The following is a 24269-nucleotide window of genomic DNA, read 5'->3' as shown; positions in this document are numbered from 1 at the left end:
TCATAGCTGATATTCCGCCTGTTTCAACGCTGCCTCGGTTTCCTTCCGGTTCACTGTAACGATGTGCTGTGTACGGGCACTTTGTTTTGCGGCATCGCCAAGCAGGCCAAGTCGTTTAAGCACATAGAACAGCATTGCGTAGCGGATGGACAGCGTGCCGTTGCCATGCTCGAACCCATAATCCTTGGCGACAACTTTCTTCTGGCTTTCCGTCAAATCGGGATGTGGGCCGATGACGACATCAAAGAAGTTGTTCCAGAGCCAGTCCTCATCCCCGGAAGCTCCGGGTTTGTCCTTTCGCCCTACATCGAGGATGCGCGGCAGCAGAAAGTCCTTGAACTTGTGCTCAAGATGGCAATACGCCCGCGCGTGCCAGCGGAAGCCGTCGTAGCCAAAGGCGTGCGGTGTGATCCTGCGCCATATCGGATCAGGCCGCGACCGGTTCATCGACTGATAATAGATGTCCAGCGAAGCACCTTCGCGGGTGGCATCGAGGACATTCCTTAGAACCTCGATATCGATGTCGCGCTTGGGCGTAAGTGCCACATCGGTGTTTGGCAGCACCGCTATCAGCGAATCATGGGCCGGGACGGTCCCTTCTGCGACAGAGCGGAGCTGGGCAAGGTACACATAAGGGTCAGGATCGAGGAAGCGTAGAACAAACCTCTCGGCCGCGACATAGCGCTTGCCGCGTGTGTCGTACACCATATTGCCCGGCGCGCGTTCTTGGTAGAGGGTCAGATCCTTCGACGCCTGCGGAACAGAAACGCCAAAAAAATCAACAATATCGGCGCGGTTGATCGCACCCTCCCAGAACAGGCGGAACTCGACAAACTCAAGCCGTTGTTCGACTCCCCAGCGCACTTGCAGCCCTCATGCGGTTAGAAACTATACATACCTTGACAAGGCGTGTGTATACTTCGTATATGCATCACGGCGATGATAGTCAATGGCGGGGTGATCGCAATGCGATGCCGATATGTCACCGGGCACCCGAGGGTGGTGGTCAGCCTGAGCTTTAGCGCGGCGGTGAACACCGCCCCCGCATCCGCATCGCCCCAACGGTCGACCGAGAACGCGCCCGGAGATGGAGATCAGCCATGACCAATGCGCATCGATCCACCCTGATCGTTAACGGCCGCCTCGCCATGCGGGAGAGCCGCCTGGCGGCGGGCCGTGATGGTCGCCACGGCGTCCAGATCATGTCCTTCGAGCAGGCCGCCGTCCGGCTGGCGGGCGGCTTCACCCGCCCTATCGATGACGAGAGCCTGCGCGCTGCCATCCAGGCAGCCTTGCCCGCCACGCAGATGGGCGAGCTGGAGAGCATCAAGGCGCTTCCCGGCATGATCGACGCGGCAGCCGATACGCTCCACAAAGCCTGGCGCGCGGGCATCGATCTTGCCGCGCGCGCGGCAGATCATTCGCGTCTCGACGCTATCGCGCGCCTGGAAGCGGCTGTCCTCGACCAGCTTCCGCCCGGCATGATGCGGCCTCTCGACATCGTCACCGCCGCGACCGCCCGCGTTGCTCATGCGATGGCGGTCCTCGGCCCCATGGAAATCGTCGGCCTTACCGAACTCTCGCCCTGCTGGCGGCCGCTACTCCAGGCCCTCACCGCCCATATCCCGGTGCAGTGGACAGCCGGCCCGAGAAGCGTTCCGGCATGGCTGGACGGCACGGGCGTCAGGATCACGCGCGCACCGGCGCAGACGCCAGGGATCAGCGCCGTCAGCGCGGCGACCGCCTATCACGAGGCCATCGAGGCGATGCGCTGGGCGCGCAGTCTGCTCGCAACTGGCGTCTCGCCCTCGGAGATCGCCATCGCGACCGCATCGCCCGCCGACTATGACGATCATTTCCTGGCCCTGCGCGCCGACGCCAACATCGACCTGCACTTCGTCCACGGCGTCCGCACCGTCACTACTCGCGAGGGCCAGTCGGCTGCGGCGCTGGCCGACATCGTGGTGCGCGGTCTGTCGCAATCCCGGCTGCGGCGTCTCGCGGCGCTCTGCCGGGACAGCGGGCCATTCGAGACCCTGCCCGAAGGCTGGCTGCGGGTCCTGCCGACCGATGCGCCGCTCTCGACGCCGAGTGCCTGGAACCGCCTGCTGGTCCGCTTGACGCCGGAAGACTGGCCCGACGGCGCCGACCACGTTGCGGCGCTGCGCACTGCGGTCGAGACTCTGGCCAAAGGACCGGACGCCGCCAGCGAGATCGGAGGAGCCTTCCTCAAGGGCCGCGCGCTGGCGATCTGGCGCAAGGCTCTGCTCGCAGGCCCCGCCGCCTCGATCGACTCCACGCTGGAAACCCTTAAGCAGGACGACGGGCTGGAAGCGTGCGTCTGCGTCGCCTGGATGGCCGCCAGCGCGCTCGCCGCGTCGCCCCGCCGCTTCGTGCGACTCCTCGGCCTCAATTCCTCGCGCTGGCCGCGCGGGATCGCCGAGGACCGCCTTATCCCGGACCATATCATCCCGACCCCGGTGCTCGATCCGCTGCCGGTCAATCTCGCCGACCGCCGCGATTTCGAGACGATCCTCGCCACGACGGCCGATACCGTCGTTCTCTCGCGCGCCCGGCGCGACAGCGACGGGCGTCTGCTGGGCCGCAGCCCCCTGCTCGCCGGACGTGGCGACGAAACCTATCTGCGCCGCAATGCGACGCCAGCGCACGCCTTCAGCGAAACCGACCGCCTAATGGCCCGGCCCGAGGACTTCGCCGCCGATCCGCAAGCGGTCGGTGCGCAGAGCTGCTGGCGCGACTGGCGGCAGGCGGAGATCACCCCCCATGACGGGCTCGTGCGGGCCGATCATCCGCTCGTTCTCGCCATCCTCGGCCGGACCCAGTCGGCCAGCTCGCTGCGCCGCCTGCTGCGCAATCCACTCAGCTTCGTGTGGGTCTATGCCTTCGGATGGCGCGAACCGCAGAGCAGCGCCGAACCGCTCGTGCTCGATGCGCTCGGGATCGGCGATCTCGTCCACATGGTTCTCGATCGCGCCTTGCGCGCCCTCGAAACTGAAGGCCGTCTTGCCTCCGCCGACGCGGGAACCATTGACACGGCGGTGGCGCAGGCAGCCCAGGCCGTCGCCGCCGATTGGGAGAGCGAGCGTCCGGTTCCGCCGGCCGTCATCTGGGGGCGCACCCTCGACGACGCTCGCGTGATGGCGGGCCGCGCCCTGTCCTATGGCGATGATGTCCTGCCGGGCGCACGCTCCTACGGTGAGGTTCCCTTCGGCGGCTCGGAACCGAAATCTGACGCGGAAACGCCTTGGGATACGACCACGCCGGTCACGATCCCTGACACGGGCTTCAACATCGCCGGCTATATCGACCGACTCGACATCTCGGGCGACGGGAAGCGCGCGCTGGTACGCGACTACAAGACCGGCCGCCCGCCGCGCGGTGAGATCCGGCTGAACGGCGGACGCGAGCTTCAGCGCTGCCTCTATGCCTTCGCGGTGAAGGCGCTCCTCGGCGACGACGTCGCCATCAGTGCCTCGCTGCTCTATCCGCGTGAGCCCGTCGATCTTCAGCTTGACGATCCCGAGGCCGTGCTGGCGGAGATCACAGGCTATCTGCGCGCGGCAAGGGCAAGTCTCGCCGGCGGCGCCGCCCTGCCTGGCCCGGATACCGGCGGCGACTATGACGATCTGGCCTTCGCCCTGCCGGCCAACGCCAGCGCCACTTATTGCAAACGTAAAATGCCCGCCGCGACGCAGCGGTTTGGTGAAGTCGCTCAGGTCTGGGAGGCGGAATGATGAGCAGCGTGTCCAAAGTGCTGAAGGACAACAGCGCGCGCCGCGATGCGATCAGCCTGCATGATCGCTCGATCCTGGTCGAGGCCGGCGCGGGTTCGGGCAAGACCGCCGTCATGGCCGGCCGCATCGCCGCGATGTTGGCAGAAGGTGTCGCGCCGCGTTCCATCGCCGCCGTCACCTTCACCGAACTCGCCGCGAGCGAGCTGCTGTCGCGTGTCCGGGAGTTCGTCGCCGACCTCTCGACCGGCACGATCGCAACCGAACTGCGCGTGGCGCTGCCCGATGGGCTGAACCAGGCCCATCGCGACAATCTTCTCGCCGCCAGCGCCGCGATCGACGAGATCACCTGCTCGACCATCCACGGCTTCTGCCAGCGCCTCATTAAGCCCTATCCGGCAGAGGCCGACATTGATCCCGGCGCCGGTGTCATGGATCGCAACCAGGCCGATCTCACTTTCCTCGAGATTGTTGATGGCTGGCTGCGCGAACGCCTGTCCGGCGGCCAGGGCGGCATCCTGGCCGAGATGGTGCTGCACAGCCCCGCCGAAACCGTGGCGCTCATCCATAAGATCGCCGAGAATTTGCGCCGCCGCCCCACGCTCGCGGCCCCGCCCGTCTCCCCGCTTGACGGCCACCTGACGGCGTTCCGGCAGGCCGCCGCGGATTTCGCTGGCTTCATGGATGGTGTGGTGGCGGCCGAGCCGGAAACGGTGATGATCGTCGGGCGGCTGGCCGAAATGGCGACTGCCTTGGCGAACGGTCCCGATCCCGCGACGCCTGCGGGCCTCGTCCGCCTCCTGACCGCGCGGCCCCACCCGGAGCTTTGCAAGAAGGATGGCGCTTTTTACACCTACCGCAAGAAGGGGAAGTGGGCTGCCGCGGCCAAGCAGGCGGGTCTCTCCAAGGCTGACGGCGACCGGCTGAACGCCGCCGCCGAGACCCACTATACCACCTGCTGCGACGCCTGGGTTGGGTTGACGCAGGCCGCCTCCAGCCATGCCTTGGCGGCGCTGATCGACGAAGCGCGCCCGATCCTGCAACGCTATCGCGAGCACAAGCGCGCCAGTGCCCAGCTCGATTTCGACGATTTGATTTTCGCCGCGCGCGACTTGCTGCGCGACCATGATGCCGTGCGCCGTGCTCTGGGACAGCGTTTCGCCCATGTCCTCGTCGACGAGTTCCAGGACACCGATCCCCTCCAGACCGAAATCTTCTGGCGGTTGTGCGGCGAGCCGGTCGATGGCGATGCCGACTGGACCCGGTTCCAAATCCGGCCAGGTGCGCTTTTCCTGGTCGGCGACCCCAAGCAGGCGATCTATCGCTTCCGGGGCGCCGATGTCGGCGCCTATGTGCAGGCGCGCGACGCCTTCCGCGCCCAGGACCCCGGCAGCCTCCTGTCGATCTCCACGAACTTCCGCTCCTGCGCCTCGATCCTCACCTTCGTCAACGAGCGCTTCGAGGCCGTGCTCTCGGCCGATGGCCAGCCGGGCTTCACCGCTCTCGACCCGTTCCATGACGATCGGAGCGGCCTTTGCGTGGCGGCCCTCGATATCGCCGTGGCCGATGAAAACGGCAAGGCCAGCGCCGAACAGCAGCGCGACGCCGAAGCCGACGCCATCGCCGAGCTGTGCGCCCGGCTGATCGAGAGCCACTCCATCATCGACCGTCGAAGTGGCGCGGAGCGCCCCTGCCAGCCGGGCGACATCGCCTTGCTGGCGCCAACCGGCGCCGAGCTGTGGCGCTATGAGGAAGCCCTGGAGCGCCGCGGTATCCCTGTGGCGACCCAAGCCGGAAAGGGACTGTTCCGCCGCCAGGAGATCCAGGACCTGATCGCGCTGACCCGCGTTCTGGCGGATCGCCGTGACACCCTGGCGCTCGGTGCGCTCCTACGCGGGCCTCTGGTCGGCCTCACCGAAGAAGAGCTGCTGGACATCATCTGGGGACTTCCGCGGTCGGAGGAACAGCCGGATCGGATTCCGCGCCTGGATCTCAGCATCGACCCTGCCGTCATCGCGCACCCGCTCGCTCGCGACGTCATCGAGCGGCTGCAATCGCTCTCCCGGCGCGGCAACAGCACGACCCCGCACGAGCTGCTCTCGCAAGGCGTGGACGTGTTGCGCGTCCGTCCGCTCCTCTTCGAGCGCCATCGCGGCCAGGCCGAGCGCGCGCTCGCTAATGTCGATCTCTATCTCAGCCTGTCGACCGGCTACGCCGTGCGCGGTTTGCGCGCCTTCGCCGAGGCTATGACAGCGGCGTGGTCCGATGAGGCCCGTGCCGTCGAGGGACGGCCCGACGCGCAGGAGGAAGCGGTCGCGCTCTTCACCATGCATGCGGCCAAGGGACTGGAATGGCCGATCGTCATTCCGGTCAACACCATGACCGGCGTCATGGCGCCCGACAGCGCCGTCATCGACCGCCAGACCGAGACCTTCTATTGCCCGGTCCTCGGCGTCGTGCCCGAGGGCTACGAAACCGCGCGCCAGGCGGAAAAGGAGGAGCTGGACCGCGAACGCATCCGGCTCTGGTATGTCGCGGCCACCCGCGCCCGCGAACTCCTCGTCTTGCCCCGGCTCGACGCCGCACCGTCGAAATCGGCCTGGATCGGTCTCGTCGATCTGTCGCTCGCCGACCTCCCCGTCCTGGACGTCTCTCACCTGCCTGCCGGTCTCACGGCCGCAGGTGCGGGCGCGGGCAACACCCAGACGCGCGTGAGCTTCGCCGCCGAAGCCGAAGCCATCGCGGCCGCGCACACGCGGTTGACCTGGCTCGCGCCCAGCCGTGACGAAAACGCCGCCGGGACCGTGCTGCGGGAAGAAGAAGCCGCGCTCTGGACGGGATCGGCCGACGATCAGCCCCCAGAGTTGGAAGCCGCCGCCCTCGTGCAGGGTGGCCGCGAGCGCGGGCTGATCCTCCACAAGCTTATGGAAGAGGTGCTGACCGGCGAAACTCCAGAATCAGGAGCCGCCCTGACCGAACGGGCTGACGACCTTATCCGCTCCCTCGGCCAGTCTCCGGTCGCCGACCCGGCCACGGGGCTGTCGGCGCAGGAACTGGCGGCCTGTGTGACCCGGACCTTGGCTCTGCCTGACATCGCGACCCTGCGGCCGGATCTTCTCGCCGAATTTCCCGTCTATGCCGCACAGTCTTCCGATGGCGTGGAATCCGCAACGGCCGGGATCGCGGACGCGCTGACTATCGGCGAGAGTGGCCGGCCGATCGTGGTCGTCGACTGGAAGAGCGACGTGAATCCCGATGGTCAGACGCTCGACCACTATCGGGCTCAGGTGCGCGCCTATCTCGACATGACTGGCGCCGAGCGCGGGCTCATCGTTCTGATGACGAGGGGAACGGTGATCGCCGTCTCGCCCTCGCCCCAGACGGTGGCGGCCTGACGGAGGGAGACACGATGGCCACCCGCAAGCGTCCCACCGCCTCCAACCAGGACGATCTCTTCAATCCCGAGGTCGAACTCCTGCTGCCGGCTCGGCTTGCCATTGATGGCAAGGTGCTGGGAAGCCCCGTGCGCCAGTTGGCGGTTCCGGCGCGGTGGGTGCGTTGCCGGCTGCGCCCCTTCGCCGTCCGCCGCGTCAATGGTTACGAAACGACCCTGGAAAACGGCGAGATTCTGAAGATCATCAGCGCCAAGACGGCGACGTCGTTGGAAGCCGATCTCGTTCTTCTCGTGCCCGGCGCAACGGAGCCGGAACGGATCGCCGAAGCACTCGAACTGGGTGAAGGCCGCTGGACGAATGCACCCCCGACCAGCGTCGATACGCTGGATCGTTCCGCGCGCGCCGAGCGTCTGAAGGCTGTCTCCGCTTCCTGGCTCGATGCGATTCATCTGCGCGAGGGACGAGCCGCGGTGAACGGTCAGGCCGCGCAGCCTGGCCTGCGGCGCCCACAGATCGGCGCGCTTCATGCCGCGCTCGCCCACGCGACGCGATCGACGGATCCGGCCACCATCGTCATGCCGACGGGCACGGGCAAGACCGAGACAATGCTGGCGCTCAATGCCAACCAGCGGTTCGAACGCCTGCTGGTGGTGGTGCCTACCGACGCACTGCGCGAGCAGATCGCGGGCAAATTTGAGACCTTCGGCGTCCTGAAACAACAAAAATGCCTCGACGAGACCGCAGCCTTCCCTTTGGTCATGCGGCTTTCGCATATCCCGACCAGCAAGGCCGACGTCGATGAAATCTTCGACAGCGCCAACGTCGTCGTCACCACGATGCAGATCGCGGGCCGGGCGGAAGCCCCGGTTCAGGAGCGGATGGCGGCCCGCGCATCGGCGTTGTTCATCGACGAAGCCCACCATATCGGCGCGCCGACTTGGTCGCGATTCCGAGGCCTCTTCATCGACCGGGACCCACCGCTGCCGATCGTCCAGTTCACCGCCACCCCCTTCCGCGAGGACGGCCGGCGCGTCGACGGCGAGTTCATCTATACCTACCCGCTCAAGAAGGCGCAGGCCGAGGGCTATTTCAAGCCGATCCGGTTCGAGGCGGTGTTCGGGCTCGACCAGCCCGATGCAGACCTTGCGATCGCCGAGAAGCTCGGCGACGTCCTCCAGGCCGATCTGGAGGCCGGCCTCAATCATCTCGCCATGGCGCGTTGCCAGACGATCGAGCGGGCCAAGGATCTCCACCAGCTCTACAGCACGATGTTCCCCGAGTTCCGTCCGGTCATCGTTCACAGCCAGCAGTCGATCCGCGAGCGCCGCGCGAACCTTGCCGCGCTGCGGCGCTTCGAGAGCCGGATCATCGTGTGCGTCGACATGCTCGGCGAAGGCTTCGATCTCCCGGAACTGAAGATCGCGGGCCTGCACGATCCGCACAAAAGCATCGCCGTCACTATCCAGTTCGTCGGCCGGTTCACCCGGCAGGATCCGCGCCTGGGCGACGCCACCGTCATCGCCAACACCGGCGTGGACGACATCGATCGGTCGCTCGCCAAACTCTATGCCGAGGACGCCGACTGGAACGCCCTGGTCGAGGCGCTCAGCACGGCCAAAATCGACCTGCAGGTTCGGCGCGCCGAGATGTTCAAGGGCTTTGTCGGCGATCTCAGCGACATTCCCTTGCAGACGCTCGAGCCGAAGATGAATGCGGTGGTCTATCGCACGGCTTGCGACGCCTGGGAGCCGCTGCGGGCCGAAGACCTGTACAACCCCGGCGTCTATCTCGGCATGAAGGTCAACCCGCATCAGCGGGTGGCCATCTTCGTCACCCGCTCGGAAGAGCAGGCGGGCTGGACGAGCGCACAGCATGCGACCAACGTCATCTGGGACCTGCATATGATGCACTGGGACCCCGACAAGAGGCTCCTCTACATCAGCAGCTCGGCCAAAGGCCCCTATGACCGCCTGGCGAAGGCTGTCTGCGGTGATACGACACGGCGCGTCGAAGGTGAGGAAGTCTTCCGCAGTCTTCACGGCTTCAATCGCCTCATCCTGCGCAACCTGGGGCTCACGCACCATCAGGGCCGTGGCGTGCGCTATTCGATGTATATGGGCGTGGATGTCGCCGACGGGTTGGATACGGCGAAATCGCAATCCCGTATCAAGAACAACGTCTTTGCGACCGGCTTCCTCGATGGCGTGCCGGCCTCGCGCGGCTGCTCGGCCAAAGGAAAGTTCTGGTCGATCTCCCCGGTCCGCGACCTAACCGACTGGGTCGAGTGGTGCAGCGACATCGGCGCAGCCGTCAACGATCCAGGCATCACCACCGATGGCGTCTTCAAGAGCGCCATGCGCCCCCGCCAGATCAATGAGAGGCCGAGCGTTCCACCCGTCGCAATTCACTGGCCGGAATCTCTGCTGACACAGATCGAGGACCGGATCGAGATCAGCTTCGACGACATTGCCGCACCGTTCGCGGAATGCGACATCGAACTCGTGGACCATGAAGCCACCGGGCCGCTGCGCTTCGCGGTGCGCAGTGATACCCAGTTCGCCGAGTTCGAAATCGTTTTCGCGGAAGGCGGCGCCCGCTATCCGCAACGATCAGGGCCGAAGGCGACGATCAAGGTTGGCGGCAAGGTGAAGACGCTGTCGGAATCCTTTGGCGACGACTCCCCGCAGATTGATTTCGGAGACGGCTCTCTGCTGATCTACAGTCATCTCTATGCCTTGCCCGATGGTGTTCGGGTTGAGCCTTATCCTTCAGATCGGATCGAGGTTTGGGACTGGTCGGGGACAAATATCCGAACAGAATCGCAAGGATCGGAAAAGCGAGCCGATTCCGTTCAGCGGCGTATCATCGAGACCCTGCTCGCCGACGCGGACGCCTACGACCTGATTTTCGACGACGATGGATCTGGCGAGATCGCGGATGTGGTGACGCTTCGCGTCACCGAGGGCCTTGTCCAGGTCACGCTCCATCATTGCAAGTTTTCGAGCGCCGACACGCCCGGCGCCCGCGTGAAAGATCTCTACGAAGTATGCGGGCAGGCCCAAAAGTCCGCCCGCTGGCGCGACCGTCCCAACCGTATGTTCACGCATATGCTCAGGCGCGAGAAACTGCGCCTCGACAAGGGGCAAAGCTCTCGCTTCGAACATGGGAACGCCGCGTTCCTCAAGCGGCTGAAAGCTAGCTGGCAGGACTATCGCTACGAATTTGACGTCCGCATCATTCAGCCCGGACTGTCACGGGCGGCGATCACCGAGGAAGGGTTGCACTTGCTCGCCGGAGTCGAAACCTATTTGCTGGAGACCCGCGCGATGAAATTGCGGGTCTTGGGCAGCGCATAGCCATCACAGGCCCGCCTCGCGTCTGCCTCGATCACCCAGGCATCAACCGCTGCTGAGCATCGACGTCGGTCATCGGCTGGTTGGTTGCCAACGCAGGCGCCGCCATGTCACCGCCATCCAATTCCGGAGCGCCGGTCTCCGCCATCTGCCCATGGCCGTTGGCCGATGAGTCCGGGGCAGTCGTGTGTTGTTGCCGCAGACCCATCGCGGAAAAATCCAGGATCAGCGGTTGCAGCAGCGCACGGGTCGCTTCCCCGCCGCGCGACAACACGTCAATAAAATCTTCCTGGTTGGGCTGGCCGAGAGCCAGTCGATAGATCATGCGCTGTTCCCGAAGTTGCGCGAATCGCAGCATGTCCCGACCAAAGGGGCGCTCGAAAACGTGCCGGCGGATTTCGGCGCCGTCGTGCACCCACCACGGACGAAGGCCGCTCCTATCGACAAAGCGCTCCGCGTGCCGTTCCACACATCGCCAGGGAGAGCCTTGATCCACGGTGGGATCGCCAAGCACTTCGTCGCGCAGCTCTTCCGCCAGCTTCCGCCTGACCGACAGACCCGCATAACGCTGGATGCGGCCTTCGCGTTGCTCGAGGTCGAGCGGGTTGGAGGATAGGTGTCACATCCCGCGTGATTATACGGCTGTTTCCTGAACAGCTCTGGTCTTTCGTGGTGCCAAGCCTTGAGCGCATCGATGGGCGTTCGGCCCTTGAGGACGGACTGCGGCAGCTGGCCGTTGTAAAGGCGGACATAGCGCAGGATGGTCTGCTCCAGGTCCTCGCCGCTGCGGAAGCAGTGGCTCTGCAGGATGTCCTCGATCCGGCCGTTGAACCGCTCGACCATACCATTCGTCTGCGGTCGCATGGGCGGCGCCAGGCGGTGTTCGATGCCGAACTCGGTGCAGAGGCGGTCGAACTCGTGGTTGCCGGTGGCGGCGCGGCGGCGCAGGCCGAAGAGCCGGTCGGTGAACTCCTTGCCGTTGTCGGTGAGAATTCGGGTGATCCGCATCGGCGCGGCGCGGTCCAGGTCGCGCAGGAAACGCCGGGCGTTCGCTGCCGTCTTCGCCGGGTAGATACGCACGAAGACCCAACGGGTGGCACGGTCGATCGCCACGAAGAGATAGCGCCGCCGGTCCTCATCGGCCATCTGCGGCAGGTATTTCACGTCGATGTGGAGGTAACCGGGAACATAGGCCTTGAAGGGCTTGTGTGCGGGCCGCGGCGCGGCGGGCTTCAGTTCGCGCAGGTTGCCCGCTCCGTGCCGCCGCAGGCAGCGATCGAGACCGGAGCGCGAGACGTTCGGGTTGAGGAACTCGCGCACCACCGAGAGCAGGTCGTCGAGCGGCAGCAGCAGGGACTTGCGCAGCGCCACCGCCACGGCCTCCTGCGCCGGCGTGAGCGTGGTCTGAAGCCGATGCGGCGTGTGGCTCCGGTCATGGACGCTGTCGCGCTTGCGCCATTTCCAGACCGTCTGTTCCGAGATGCCGTAGCGTTCGGCGACCATCCAGGCAGGCTCCGGGCTCGCCTGGATCGCCGTCCGGATCTTCGGTGTCGTCGTTGCCTGCTTGTGCAGAGAGATCAGCATGCCCGCGTCCCGTCCCGAACCTCGCGCAGGATCGATCTTGCCATGAACAAGGCGGTCCGGCGAGCGTCTATGTGATCATCCGGGATGGGACAGATAGGTCCCAATGAACCACATGCGAACACCACGGATGAAAATCCAGACCCTCCTGCCCAACGGATGTAGTCGCCAGGACATGCGGCCAGAAAGGCGTGTTGAAACTTCGGCGCACTTCATCTGGACGCGCCGGGGCGGCCGGCGCGACGCCTCCCTCCACCTTGACCACCGGCTCGGCCTCCGCGTCGCCAAACGGGACGGCGACATGGCAACGGACAGGAATCTTGTGTGACTGTCCGCCAATCCCATGAAAGCTGAAACTGCCGGCACGGAGCCCGAGCGACGCCTTCAGATCCCTGGAAAGACCCGCTGCGCCCTCATGGAGATTCTGGGCGCGGAGCCAGAAATGCTCGTCCAGAACGCTCTCGAATCCGCCGTCGACCACCGCTCCCATGACCCGCTCGACCGCATTCCTGCCTGGCAGCGATGACAAAATGACCGGGTTGTCGAGATAGGCGCGCAGGCCCTGCCAACTGAGCTGGACCAGTTCGGGGTATCGCGGGCCATCCAGGATCGTCGGATCATGACGCCGCAGAGCCCGGCCGAGCACGACGCCCGGCGCGCCAATGGCGTAATCAACGAGGTCGGAAAGCTCGGCCGGCGAAAGCCTGTCGATCGGCGGGGTCTGGCGCCATTTTCGCACCGCCGATTGCGCGGCGCGATCATCACCGATCGCACTGCTCCATCCCGCCGCCGACTGCTCCGCAATACCCGCCATGCGTTCGATGGAGGCTAAGACACGGGCAATCGATCTGTGGCGTCGGCGGGCCTTAACGGTGTCCCGCTCGACAATACCTCTCGGCAAAGCAGCGAGAATCTGCCGGCGAATTTCCTTGCGGACAGCAGCCAGCGGCGCCCCCGCCTTTGCGAGCGGATCGGTGTTACGGATCAACCACGGCGAGGGATGAAACGCCGCCATGACAGGGCCAGGGATCGCCGCCAGCTTGAAGCGCCGCCGTCTGTAGGCCTTTTCGTATCCCCCCTGTTTCTTAGGAAGGCAGCGTGCCTCGACCCCGAAGCTGAGAAGCGCTGCGACGCTAGGGGGCGTTGCACGGAACCGACTGAACATAAGGAGCTTGGGATCCGTCCCGGTTTTCGGATCGGCCGTCGCCGCCCACCCCCCGCGAAGCGGCCACCATGCAAGCGATGGGGCGACCCAGGGCAACGACAACAATGCGGGCGGAGCAACACTGCTCAGCGCACGAAGTTTGGCGTCCGGCCATTCGGCCGGAGCGTTGAGCTTGTTGCGGCGCTCGCGCGTCATCCGCGTGAGCTTCGGCGCAGCCTTGATCCTGGACTTCTTCCACGCCGCATAGCGCGGCCCGAGGGACTGGGCCGGCAACGGAACCGACGACCAGTAGGGCAACGCCTCGTAGCGCACTTGCTCGGCGAAGCTCTCCGCCAAATGCCGATACACCTGAAAATCCTCAGGCAGCGGGTCCGCATGGAGAAACCTGGTGCCGGCGAGCGGATCGGAGGACGCCACGCTGTCCCGCTCCGTGCGGGACATCACCGGCGTCATGAGTTGCCGAAGTTCATCCCTAAGCCGACGCGCTTCCGCTACCTCTTCCATCAGTTCCGGGCGGCTTGCATCGGAATGGGCCGAGATGGCGCGCAACTTGTCCCCAAAAACCGCGAAGAGATCCCTTGCGCGATCTCGCGTGTCCGAGCCGGCAAGAAACTCGATCAGTTTCAGAAGCTCTGCGTGAGCAAGCGCGCCGCGCGCTTCCTCCCATCGCGTGGTCAGATACGGATATGGCGTGGCGCTCAGCAGCAGGATCGCCGGACGTCTGGCCGAGCCTTCAGGCTCAAGGAGCGCCTTCAGGAGCGGGTCGGCGTCCTTCTCGTCCAGAAGCTGCCGGTAGCGCTGGAACTCGTCGAGAATAACCAGGTCCGGCGGTTGATGGCGCAATGTCGCCAGTGCCAAGGCTCGCCGGAGACGGCCAACGAAGGTGGTCGGCCTGAGCGGCTTGATCCTGCGCGCGGGGTCGCCGTGAAGCGCCAGGTCGAGCATCGCACGCACAGGTACACCGAACTCAACCCCCAGCGCCTCACGAAACCTCTGCCGCAAGCCGGGTGGCGACATCGCAAACTTCTTCTCGGCCTCCGTAACGGCCCAGTCCCAAGAGCCGCGCGCACTAAGTCGCAAGATGTCGGGGTCGAGATTGCGAGCGAACGAAGGATAGCTCTGTTCGAGCAGCACCTTCAAGAACGCCCGTTCTTCCTTGCGGCCTCCGGTCAGGCGAGCCTTCGCACCCGGAAACGAGGTCGCAGGGGTGAGCGCATAGATCAAAACCGGGGTGGCAGGCCGCTTCTCGACGGCGATCAGCGAAAGCCGATCAGGCGTCTTGATCGCATCTTGTAGTTGAGATTCGCCCAGGAAGTCGACAACCCGGCTTTTGTTCTGGTGCGAAACAGCGTGCCCGTTGGCGATGTAATAGATGGTCAGGGGCCGGCGGCCGTCATCGGTCATGCGGCAAGTTAGTTCCTTTGCCACGACGGTTTTTCCGAGTCCGACCTCATCGGCGACCAGAAAGCGCCTTCGGCCGTCAGGGTCCGCGAAGGCCGCGAACGCCGCATCTACGGCCGCTTTCTGAAACGGCTTGGGCGCGCTCATCGGTGCTTGCCCTTGATCTCGGCAACCCCGAGTCCGCTGCGGAGCTTGCCCCACAGATCATCGAAGCGGCGCAGCATTTCCGCAATCTGGGGGTCGTCCTGCCTGGCCTCCTCAAGCACGGCCGGCAGATATTGGGATACCCGCCGCTCGATCTCGCGGAACTTCTGGGGATCACGCGCCCATGCCGCCAACATCTCCTCCAATGTCGGCAGCGAAGAGTCGAGCGCCGGATTCATTCCTGGAGCGGCTCGATCCCGTGGTTCGTCATTCGTCCAGTCGCCTTCCCCCTGGCGCCCGTCCTCCGCCAGCAATCCGGCGAGCCACAAGAGAAACCCTCTTGCTCCCAGAAAGCGCACGAACGCCGCGCGGTCGCGATCTTCCCCAAATGGCGGATCTGCGGGGGCGCGTTGCAACCAGGAGAGTCCCTTTTCTCCACGGCTCACGCGCAGCCGCACGAACTCGCTCCGCTCCGCGGGCGCGATCGGTCCCAGAAGCATAGTGGTTTGCCCGCAGGGCCACGCAACCAGTTCGCCATAGAGAGTGCCCACCTCGAGCGCGATGTCCGGCTCGTCCGGATGAGGACCGCGTGGATGGAGATCGGAGCGATGCACAAGGCGCGTGCCCTCATCGTCAAAACCGAGTTGCGCCGCCCATCGGGCCGCGACCTGCGCGCGCGCGCGTTCGAGCGCCTCCTCCTCCAGGGCCGCGTCGTCGGGCGCATATTCCACGAGAGACGCCTCAACCAACCGGGCTGAGCCGAGAAGGGCTTTCAGCCCCCTCTCGACCGACTCCGTAACGACCAGCTCGGCGGTAACTTCGGCATTGCGGCCAGTCCAGGCGCGCATGGTCGCGTTCGCGCTGCCGAGCCATAACCGCCGCTTTTGTCCCGATCGCATGAACAGCAACTTCGCGTGAAGGCCACGGCCAAGTTCCTCTTCCTCGTCGTCAGCCGGATCACGGTCGGAGGCCGTAACGGCCGTCTCTGCATCGGGCTCGGGGTCGCCGACGGGATAGTCCGGCGCGTCCAGCGCGAGCAGATCATCGAACGCCGCCAGCGGCGGACCAATCCGCTCGATCTCGCGCATTGTCGTCAACAGCACGCGCCGCGTCGGTTTCGAGCCCTGTGGCGCTTGTCGGGCGAGAAACGTCTTGTCGATGAACGGGCTCACCACCACGACTTCTTCCGTTCCTACCGTAGGCACAGGGACTGCCATATCCCCGCTTCCATCCGACCAGCGAAGCCGCTCCACGCGCACTCCTGTCGGAGCGCGCCAGGCTACCTTTGCGACGGCAGCGCCCAATGAAACAGGCCGCACGCCCTTGAGCGCCGCCCTCTCGGCCAGCGCACGCGCCACATCCTCTGCGCCTGGGATGGAAGCACCGGCTTTCTCCCCGGACAGGAGCAGCAATCCGATGTCCCGGTTCACATTTTCGGTGAGATTGCGGCTCCCGATCCAAAGGCGCCAACCGGCCCTCCCGCCTGCATCGCGCGTGCGCACGAGGGCTGCCTTGGGATGCCAGCTATGGGTCGCTTCATCGAAATCGACTTCGCGCACAAATTGGTCCAGGACCGCCGCGATACGCGGTGTCCGACGCATTTTTGCCAAGCGGCCTCGCTGGATGATGATGCGCACCTTTCCACGAAGGCGCTCAACCGCATCCGCGAAGTCGGAAGGGCTCCCACGGCCTGCATCTGTGTCCTTGCCCGCCAGAGCAAGCAGCGCCGCGCCAATCGATCCCAGATCCGCCGAATAGGAGGCCAGCAAGGCCAATTCGACATTCTCGTCGGAACCGGGGCGAAGACCCTCAAGAAACGAGAGCGCCGGCCAGTTGTCGACCGTCCCGATCATTCGGCGTTCGCCAGATCGTTGAGGAGCATGCTGACCTGCTCCCATCTATAGTGGAGAGGTCCAGCCAGGCCATGCTCGTCGTTCGACCATTCGAGCCGACGCGCGCGTCCGTTGGGCGTCAGGGGAAGCCGCGCGCGAGGCCCCTTCCGGGCTTCGGCTGCCGCATATACCTCGAAAAGCGGTCTGGGATCTGTCGATTTTGAAGCTATCCACTCCTTCGTCGCCGTCACGACGGCGCGCAACTTCAACGGCAGTGCGCCTATGTCTGCCTCAAGCGCGTCGACGTCGAGTTTGGCCGCGACAGCGCCGTATTCGGCGACGGTCGAGGCGAGGTGATCGCGATGTCGGGTCGACGCCTCTCTTTTGTCGTCGGCCTCGACGACATGTTCGAGGAGAGCGTCGTAGACGGCGCGCCCCACGCCGGCCAGATTGGCCGCCTGCTGCGCCCGAGCCAGCGGCGCCCGGTCGGGACCGGCAATCGCACGGGTCTCGTCAGCCCACATTCCCGGTGGCGATGCGGCGTCTGTCCGAACAAGACGCGCGAGCAAGGAAAGCTCATGGCCTCCGCTGCCGCGTAGTTGGGCGAGGCGCTCGCGGAGAAATTCGGCCTCGGCGACCGCCAGCCGGAGAGTGATCGATCCACCGCGCCAGCTATCCGGGCGCTTGGGAAGCGGGACGAACGGCGGATCGAAGCCGAGGAGTGGCTGTCCGTCATCGTCGGTCGCCGCCCTCACGCCCTTCAGCAGTCTATGCGCGTGCGCCCGAGAAATCGTCCGCCCGTCGAGACGCGGGCGCAGGATTCCCCACACTGCGAGTGCATTCCAGTAGACGGTCGATGGCGGCTGACTGGACGGCTTGGGAAAGACACGACCGCCAATGACCTGGGACTCGCCTGCCTCCCGGAGCCGCCCGGCAAGCACTCTTTCGCGTTCGCGTAGGGCACGATCGGCCGCCGGTCCCGTCAAACCCGCGAGGTCCTCGAACAACCAGGGCACAAAGATCGCGTAACGCGCCCGCGTATGCAGGACCGATGTGCCTGGGAAGAAATGATCGGCATACCGCTGATGGATGGTCAGAAAGCCGATCTCGTCACGCACGCCCATGGACTCCTCATCCATTTGCGCCTTGGCGCGGGCCAGCGCCTCGCGGGACAAATAGGTCCACCCCAACGCAGGTTCGAGCTGTATGGCGCGTCGAGCGTGTGACGATCTCGTGGGCTGACGCATCGCATTCAGCTCCACAACGTGGAGATGGGCGCTGCTGCCAGGCGATCGCCGAACGGCACGACGTCCGTGCTGTCGTAGAGAACGGCGCCAAACGCGAAGCGGTCACCACAGGCGTCGGCGAGCGCGCGCAAGCCAGAAAAATCACCGGCCTTGACCGTAGCGCTCGCTTTGACCTCGATGCCAGCGATCATCCCGTCGTCGCGCTCCAGCACGATGTCGACTTCGCGCATGTCCCGGTCGCGGAAGTGATATGGCGCCAACCGCAGATCCGACGCGGTCATCAGCTTGAGCACTTCCGAGAATACGAAGCTCTCAAGTAGCGCCCCGAACGCGCCACGGTCTGTCTTCACCCTATCGAAGGTTAGGCCGCGCGCGCTCGCCAGGAGACCAGGATCAAGGAAATGTAGTTTCGGCGTCTTGACGATGCGCTTCAGCACATTGGTGAACCAGGGCTGCAGCGTCGCGATCAGAAACACCTGTTCGAGCAGTCCCACATAGCGCTGCCCGGTCTTGTGGCTGACATTGATGCTGGCCCCGAACTGCGAATAGTTAACCAGCTGGCTAGAATGCTCGGCCAGCAGCCGCACGAATTTTGGAAGCTCGGTCAGCTTCTCGATCTCCGCGATGTCCCTGAGATCGCGAGTTAGGTGTCCCATCCCGGATGATCACATAGACGCTCGCCGGACCGCCTTGTTCATGGCAAGATCGATCCTGCGCGAGGTTCGGGACGGGACGCGGGCATGCTGATCTCTCTGCACAAGCAGGCAACGACGACACCGAAGATCCGGACGGCGATCCAGGCGAGCCCGGAGCCTGCCTGGATGGTCGCCGAACGCTACGGCATCTCGGAACAGACGGTCTGGAAATGGCGCAAGCGCGACAGCGTCCATGACCGGAGCCACACGCCGCATCGGCTTCAGACCACGCTCACGCCGGCGCAGGAGGCCGTGGCGGTGGCGCTGCGCAAGTCCCTGCTGCTGCCGCTCGACGACCTGCTCTCGGTGGTGCGCGAGTTCCTCAACCCGAACGTCTCGCGCTCCGGTCTCGATCGCTGCCTGCGGCGGCACGGAGCGGGCAACCTGCGCGAACTGAAGCCCGCCGCGCCGCGGCCCGCACACAAGCCCTTCAAGGCCTATGTTCCCGGTTACCTCCACATCGACGTGAAATACCTGCCGCAGATGGCCGATGAGGACCGGCGGCGCTATCTCTTCGTGGCGATCGACCGTGCCACCCGTTGGGTCTTCGTGCGTATCTACCCGGCGAAGACGGCAGCGAACGCCCGGCGTTTCCTGCGCGACCTGGACCGCGCCGCGCCGATGCGGATCACCCGAATTCTCACCGACAACGGCAAGGAGTTCACCGACCGGCTCTTCGGCCTGCGCCGCCGCGCCGCCACCGGCAACCACGAGTTCGACCGCCTCTGCACCGAGTTCGGCATCGAACACCGCCTGGCGCCGCCCATGCGACCGCAGACGAATGGTATGGTCGAGCGGTTCAACGGCCGGATCGAGGACATCCTGCAGAGCCACTGCTTCCGCAGCGGCGAGGACCTGGAGCAGACCATCCTGCGCTATGTCCGCCTTTACAACGGCCAGCTGCCGCAGTCCGTCCTCAAGGGCCGAACGCCCATCGATGCGCTCAAGGCTTGGCACCACGAAAGACCAGAGCTGTTCAGGAAACAGCCGTATAATCACGCGGGATGTGACAGTTAGGACCGACGTGAGATAGGATCTCGCCCAGTCCTGCCTGCGCCGTTCGCTGTCTCGAGCAATGGCTTCGGGAAACCCGCCGAGCAAGGTGGAATGGATGAGCTCGTCACCGACGATCGCATTGCGGGCCTGCTGCAGCTTTCCCTCGAAGAGGCGCTCAAGGAAGGTCGGAGTACTGCCGTCGATCTCGGCCTTCGCCAGCGGCAGCATCCGGAGCGTTTCCATCCGTCCGGCAAGACTGTCGGCGACCCGCGGCAAGGTCAGCACATTGGCCGAGCCAGTGAGGAGAAATCGACCAGGGCGATAATCCTCGTCGACCGTCTTCTTGATCGCGAGGAGCAGATCAGGTGCGCGCTGGATCTCATCGATGATGGCTCGATTCAGGCCCCGGATGAACCCGGCTGGATCAGCCTGCGCAGCTTCGAGCACGGTCTGGTCGTCTAGCGTGATATAGGTGCGGTCGGCCTCCCCCATCTTCCTGACGAGCGTGGTTTTGCCCGCCCGGCGTGGCCCCACGATGAGGACCACGGGTGTATCTAGAAGGGCTTCTTCCGCCCGGCGCTCCACAAACCGCTCGAACATTCCATCCTCGAGTTGCTGGCAATTGGAACTATCTATGTCGGCTAGTTGGAAGTCAACGGATAGCTGATTGGAACGCGTTGGGTCGCGATCTGGAAGTGGCGGTACGTCTGAGCCCGTAGTCTCGGCCGACCTCTCCACGGGGGCGCGCGTCGCCGGTGTGCAATGGAATTTCGGGATCAACGATCAATTGCCGGTTCAGGCCGCTTCGATTTTCCTTCTCAACGCCAAATCCGCAGCGCATCAAAATTTGTGGCGACCGAACTCAACGGTGCGGCCCGAGCCTACGCAGCCGACTGAAATAGCAAGTGAAGATCGCCGCAGATCCCCGAAACCATCTTTACTTGCTTGGCAACTTCGCCAACATCGGCCCGTCTCATGAGGCGGCCGTCCGACCGCAAGTTAAGATGGTTGCACCCTCCCGCAACCAACTCAAATTGCGATTGACCCGCCCTTGTGGTGGGTTTTTTGCGTTTTAGGGAAAGGCTAAGGATTCCAGCAAGATCGCCCCTCACATCGATGAGCATTTCGTCGTCGGTCGGCGTCAAAATTATCTCATCGACGAGTGAGCGCAAAATCTCCGTGGCCTCCAGTCGTTTGGCCTCGATTTCGTCCTGCAGGGAGGAATGCAGTTTCTCGACCTGCAGGCGGTAGAATCCCGCCATTTCGGGATGTAGAAGCGGGGGCGGCTCATCGGCGTTGGCGAGCAAATTTTCGAGTTCCAGCTTCCTGCTTTCCAGCAGCTTGCTCTTTTCCTTCACCATTTCCACCGGCAGAGCATCGTTGAGAAAGAGTTGAAGTATCTTGTCTAACTCTCGATCAATTTTTGCCAGCTCAGTTCGCCCAGCCTCGATCGTTGATCGCTCTTCAATCCGGAGGCGGTTCATTTCGCCTGTAAACTCATCGCAGAATTCTTTGAACAAGGCCGGTTCCATTAGGTGATGACGTAAGGCACCCAAGACACGATCTTCCAGATGATCACGGCGTATGTTTTTGCGATTGTCGCACGTCCCCTTGTTCCGGGCTGTCGCACACCCGACAAGATCAGCCGAGATCATGGATGATCCACTCATCTTTGGGGTTCATCCGCGCTTGCCGACGGCCCGTATCTGGATCCTTAAGGAAACGTTGTCGGTTCCAGATGAGCCGCCCGATGTACATCTCGTTGTTCAAAATGCCGGTGCCACGCTTGGCGTTGCCGTTGATGGTGCTGAACCCCCAATCGCCACCGCTGGGTGCTCTGATACCGTCCTTGTTCAATTCGGTCGCGATGCGCTTGGGTGATTTCCCAGATACGTAGTCCGCCAGGATCCGGCGGATCACACCTGCTTCGTACTCGTTGATGGTGCGGTCACCCCGTATAGGCTTCCCTTCAGACGAGAACTTCTTGACGACTTCATATCCATAGGCATTTCCGCCTCCTGATTTCCCCATCTCCACGCGTCCGCGCAGACCCCGGCGCGTCTTGTCGGCGAGGTCTTTGAGAAAGAGAGCGTTCATGGTGCCCTTGAGGCCGACATGGAGGTGCGTGATTTCTCCTTCAGACAGCGTGACAATCTTCACGTCCGCATACGCCATTCGCTTGTGAAGGCCTGCGATATCCTCTTGGTCGCGGGACAGTCGGTCCATCGCCTCCGACAAAACTAGGGTGAAACGTCCGCGCAGCGCATCTTCGATCAAGGCCTGGATGCCTGGCCGCAGAAGAGATGCACCGGATACGGCGTGGTCGGAGTATTCTTCGACGATGGTCCAGCCTTGCTTCTCAGCATGCAATCGGCAAACTCGGAACTGGTCTGCGATTGACGCATCCCGCTGATTGTCGCTTGAATATCTGGCGTAAAGGGCGACTTTCACAATTCGATCTCCTGAAATATCAGGAGCGCGGTTGCCGACGTTCTCCTGACTGCTGGTCATACCATTCTCGTGCAGCACGACGCGCTAGAAGGCGAACCAACTCAGCCAAGCGCGGGTCATGGCTTCCGGCGGAACTCGTAAGGCTCAAGGGACGACTGTGATCGTCTTTGTCATTTCGATGCGCCTTTGGCTTGATCATTATAACGCTGTCCGATTGAAATGGAAGATAACTCCATTCCCACAATCGCGGACACGAGCTGTTGGAGCAACTTTACAGAGAGCGAAGTGTGGCGTGCCACGGAGTGCTTGCGGTGATATTTTGTTACGCTGGCGTAAAAAAGCGCAACATGACGTAGTGCAAATACTTGCTCATTTCGGTGCATCCTGCCGCCTGCCCTACCGCTCCAGTGTCGTTTGCCAACTGAACGAACCATCACAAACCAATTGCCCATACCTTAACTGTCATTTGGGACGCGTCCCTGACGGCTGTTGGGCAGCCGATTCCTGCGTTTTACGACGGAGTTTCGCAAAGCCGCGATCCGTTGCCATGAAGCGTTCGACCATCGGCGAAATCAATTTTGCGGGGTCCTTGACGGTTTGGCCGGTTTCTCGTTCCAGCACCTCTGCATATACGACAAGGTCCCGGTGGATCGCAGCGGGCATTTCAATTGTCAGCCTCACGGGTTTGTCGTCTGACAAAGCTCCCAGTTTCAATTTGGTCATCAGTGATCTCCTTGCGGTTCAAGGATCAGATCGCGCGTGACGATCACCCGAACGGGGAATCCTGGCCGGATGGTGAGCGTCGGCGGCACATCCAGCTGGCGGCTGACGATCCCTTGGCCGGCATTGCCGATGGTGTCTTGAACGCCGTCACGTATCGCGCGGGCGACCGGATCGTCTTCGTCTGCGCTGAGTTCCGTACCGATGTTGAGTAGGGTGGCGAGTCCGGCGGCTCGCAAAAGGTCTCCCCAATGATGATCGACGTCATCCTCGAGGCCGGCATAGCCAGCATTGTCGGCCCCGGGCAGGCGCTCCAAGACAATGGAATGACCGTCTGGCAGAATGATCCGGTTCCAGACTAGTAAGATACGGCGCTGACCAAAGCCGACGCCGTTATCGTATTCACCGATCAGTCGGCTCCCCTGCGGCAGGAGAAGAAATCGCCCGGAAGGGCTGTCATAGACATTCTGTGTGACCTGGGCAGTGATGAGCCCCGGCAGGTCCGAGCGAATGCCAGTGATGAGTGCTGCCGTAATGACAGACCCGGCCTGCAGGACGTAGGGCGAGGCGGGTGGTGTGACACGATCAGGGGTAACGATGCGAGGGTCGACGGGGGCATTGAGAAAGGCGAGTTGCCGATCTTGATCCGTTTGGAGACCTGTGTTCTTGAAGTCCCAAGCCCGGAATTTTCGGAGAGCTGTAATAATCCGTTGCGCGCAGCGTCTTAGCATAACGGCAGCATGGCCGCTGGCGTTGGTTTGATTGTGCCTTTCTGCTTAAACCCTTAACACTTTAGAGAGTCGAGCACACGAAGGAGGTAACACGGATGAGCGAGCTTTCCCAATACGCGATCCTTTTCGGGCTGAGTGTCGGTGTGTTCGGTTTCGTGCTCAGCCTCTACGGGCTCGCCCGGGCCATCGGGCGCACGCGCTCGGAACCGGGCAAGGGCGTGCCCGCCACGGCCGGTACCTTGTCGCGCGATCCGGTCTGGGTCCGCTATCATGCGCGCTATGCCGGTTATGCGCTGCTGTTTCTGGCCTTTGATATGGAGATGGCGTTCATGTATCCGTGGGCGGTCGTCTACCGCGAAGAAGGGCTGATCGCATTGCTCGACATGGGCGTTTTCCTCTCAATCCTGTTCCTGGGCCTGCTCTATGGCTGGAGCCAGGGCGCGTTGAGGCGGCAATGACCATAGCCGGGGCGCGAGAGGGCGCGATGTACGGGATCAGGCGGGCGGTCGCGGCGGCCATGGCGCGCGATCTGACGGCCTTTGTGCTGCCCGGCCCGTCTGTCGCGCGGTCGATGGGGATCGACCTTGCCAATGCGCACCTGCGGATTGTGGGCACCCCGCGCCATGCGAACGTGCTGATTATTGCGGGCCCCTTGGACGTAGGGCTGCGCGATGCGGCCGCCGTGGCCTATGCACAGATGCCGCGTCCGCGCACGATCCTTGCACTGGGCGCGGGCGACATCGCCCCGTTGCCCGATGCGGACGTCTCGGCACCACTGACACAGGCCGGGCTGCACTCTGGGTTGG

13 protein-coding genes and 4 pseudogenes are annotated in these 24269 nt (G+C 63.8%); 5 read left to right on the top strand and 12 right to left on the bottom strand.

The window, feature by feature from the left end:
- The gene (locus H7H34_RS21775; protein ID WP_185926709.1) at positions 1-864 is read right to left on the bottom strand and encodes a BrxR family helix-turn-helix transcriptional regulator; all 864 of its coding nucleotides are present in this window, start codon (positions 862-864) and stop codon (positions 1-3) included.
- A gap of 236 nt (positions 865-1100) precedes the next feature.
- On the opposite strand from H7H34_RS21775, the gene H7H34_RS21770 reads away from it, so the two are divergent.
- Genes H7H34_RS21770 through H7H34_RS21760 form a run of 3 tightly spaced genes read left to right on the top strand, consistent with a single transcriptional unit; the run spans position 1101 to position 10503 of the window.
- On the top strand, positions 1101-3755 hold the full coding sequence (locus H7H34_RS21770) for a PD-(D/E)XK nuclease family protein (RefSeq protein ID WP_185926708.1): 2655 nt from the start codon (positions 1101-1103) through the stop codon (positions 3753-3755).
- Complete coding sequence (locus tag H7H34_RS21765) at positions 3755-7147, top strand: UvrD-helicase domain-containing protein (RefSeq protein ID WP_185926707.1); 3393 nt, start codon at positions 3755-3757, stop codon at positions 7145-7147. Before H7H34_RS21770 ends, H7H34_RS21765 begins: the two co-directional genes overlap by 1 nt.
- 14 nt (positions 7148-7161) lie before the next feature.
- Entirely contained in the window at positions 7162-10503 is a 3342-nt protein-coding gene (locus H7H34_RS21760) for a DEAD/DEAH box helicase (RefSeq protein ID WP_185926706.1), read from the top strand.
- Between the two features lie 31 nt (positions 10504-10534).
- On the opposite strand, the gene H7H34_RS21755 is transcribed toward H7H34_RS21760, so the two are convergent.
- From H7H34_RS21755 to H7H34_RS21730, 6 genes and pseudogenes are all read right to left on the bottom strand, one after another.
- Positions 10535-10825: a hypothetical protein gene (locus H7H34_RS21755; protein ID WP_185926705.1), complete on the bottom strand. Its 291-nt coding sequence runs from the start codon at positions 10823-10825 to the stop codon at positions 10535-10537.
- A gap of 293 nt (positions 10826-11118) precedes the next feature.
- Positions 11119-12084 (bottom strand): annotated as a pseudogene (locus tag H7H34_RS21750) (IS481 family transposase); the annotation flags it as partial.
- Positions 12085-12151: 67 nt separating this feature from the next.
- Positions 12152-14794 (bottom strand): DEAD/DEAH box helicase family protein, encoded by a 2643-nt coding sequence (locus H7H34_RS21745; RefSeq protein WP_209006423.1) that lies wholly within the window; start codon positions 14792-14794, stop codon positions 12152-12154.
- Complete coding sequence (locus H7H34_RS21740; protein ID WP_185926704.1) at positions 14791-16644, bottom strand: phospholipase D family protein; 1854 nt, start codon at positions 16642-16644, stop codon at positions 14791-14793. The genes H7H34_RS21745 and H7H34_RS21740 overlap by 4 nt, the downstream gene beginning before the upstream one ends.
- Complete coding sequence (locus tag H7H34_RS21735) at positions 16641-17813, bottom strand: DUF6361 family protein (RefSeq protein WP_245165608.1); 1173 nt, start codon at positions 17811-17813, stop codon at positions 16641-16643. Before H7H34_RS21735 ends, H7H34_RS21740 begins: the two co-directional genes overlap by 4 nt.
- A gap of 62 nt (positions 17814-17875) precedes the next feature.
- A pseudogene (locus H7H34_RS21730) lies at positions 17876-18517 on the bottom strand (DUF4143 domain-containing protein); the annotation flags it as partial.
- A 93-nt stretch (positions 18518-18610) separates the two neighbouring features.
- On the opposite strand from H7H34_RS21730, the gene H7H34_RS21725 reads away from it, so the two are divergent.
- Entirely contained in the window at positions 18611-19582 is a 972-nt protein-coding gene (locus H7H34_RS21725) for an IS481 family transposase (RefSeq protein ID WP_185926702.1), read from the top strand.
- Here H7H34_RS21725 and H7H34_RS21720 read toward each other — a convergent pair.
- From H7H34_RS21720 to H7H34_RS21705, 5 genes and pseudogenes are all read right to left on the bottom strand, one after another.
- Positions 19577-20161 (bottom strand): annotated as a pseudogene (locus H7H34_RS21720) (ATP-binding protein); the annotation flags it as partial. The gene H7H34_RS21725 and the pseudogene H7H34_RS21720 overlap by 6 nt on opposite strands.
- Before the next feature lie 281 nt (positions 20162-20442).
- Complete coding sequence (locus H7H34_RS23585; RefSeq protein ID WP_245165606.1) at positions 20443-21081, bottom strand: hypothetical protein; 639 nt, start codon at positions 21079-21081, stop codon at positions 20443-20445.
- Between the two features lie 121 nt (positions 21082-21202).
- Positions 21203-22072 (bottom strand): recombinase family protein, encoded by an 870-nt coding sequence (locus H7H34_RS23580; RefSeq protein WP_245165604.1) that lies wholly within the window; start codon positions 22070-22072, stop codon positions 21203-21205.
- 402 nt (positions 22073-22474) lie between these two features.
- Complete coding sequence (locus H7H34_RS21710; RefSeq protein ID WP_185926701.1) at positions 22475-22735, bottom strand: DUF2274 domain-containing protein; 261 nt, start codon at positions 22733-22735, stop codon at positions 22475-22477.
- A pseudogene (locus tag H7H34_RS21705) lies at positions 22735-23391 on the bottom strand (TraB/TrbI/VirB10 family type IV secretion system protein); the annotation flags it as partial. The gene H7H34_RS21710 and the pseudogene H7H34_RS21705, both read right to left, overlap by 1 nt.
- A gap of 167 nt (positions 23392-23558) precedes the next feature.
- Between H7H34_RS21705 and H7H34_RS21700 the strand changes: the two are divergent.
- Positions 23559-23921, top strand: coding sequence for an NADH-quinone oxidoreductase subunit A (locus tag H7H34_RS21700; RefSeq protein ID WP_040344971.1), 363 nt, complete (start codon positions 23559-23561; stop codon positions 23919-23921).
- Positions 23922-24269: the final 348 nt, after the last annotated feature.

The sequence above is a fragment of the Stappia sp. 28M-7 genome (assembly GCF_014252955.1).
Taxonomy (GTDB): domain Bacteria; phylum Pseudomonadota; class Alphaproteobacteria; order Rhizobiales; family Stappiaceae; genus Stappia.
Note: the sequence above shows the minus strand (reverse complement) of the source record. Positions and strands in the feature narration are given on the sequence as shown.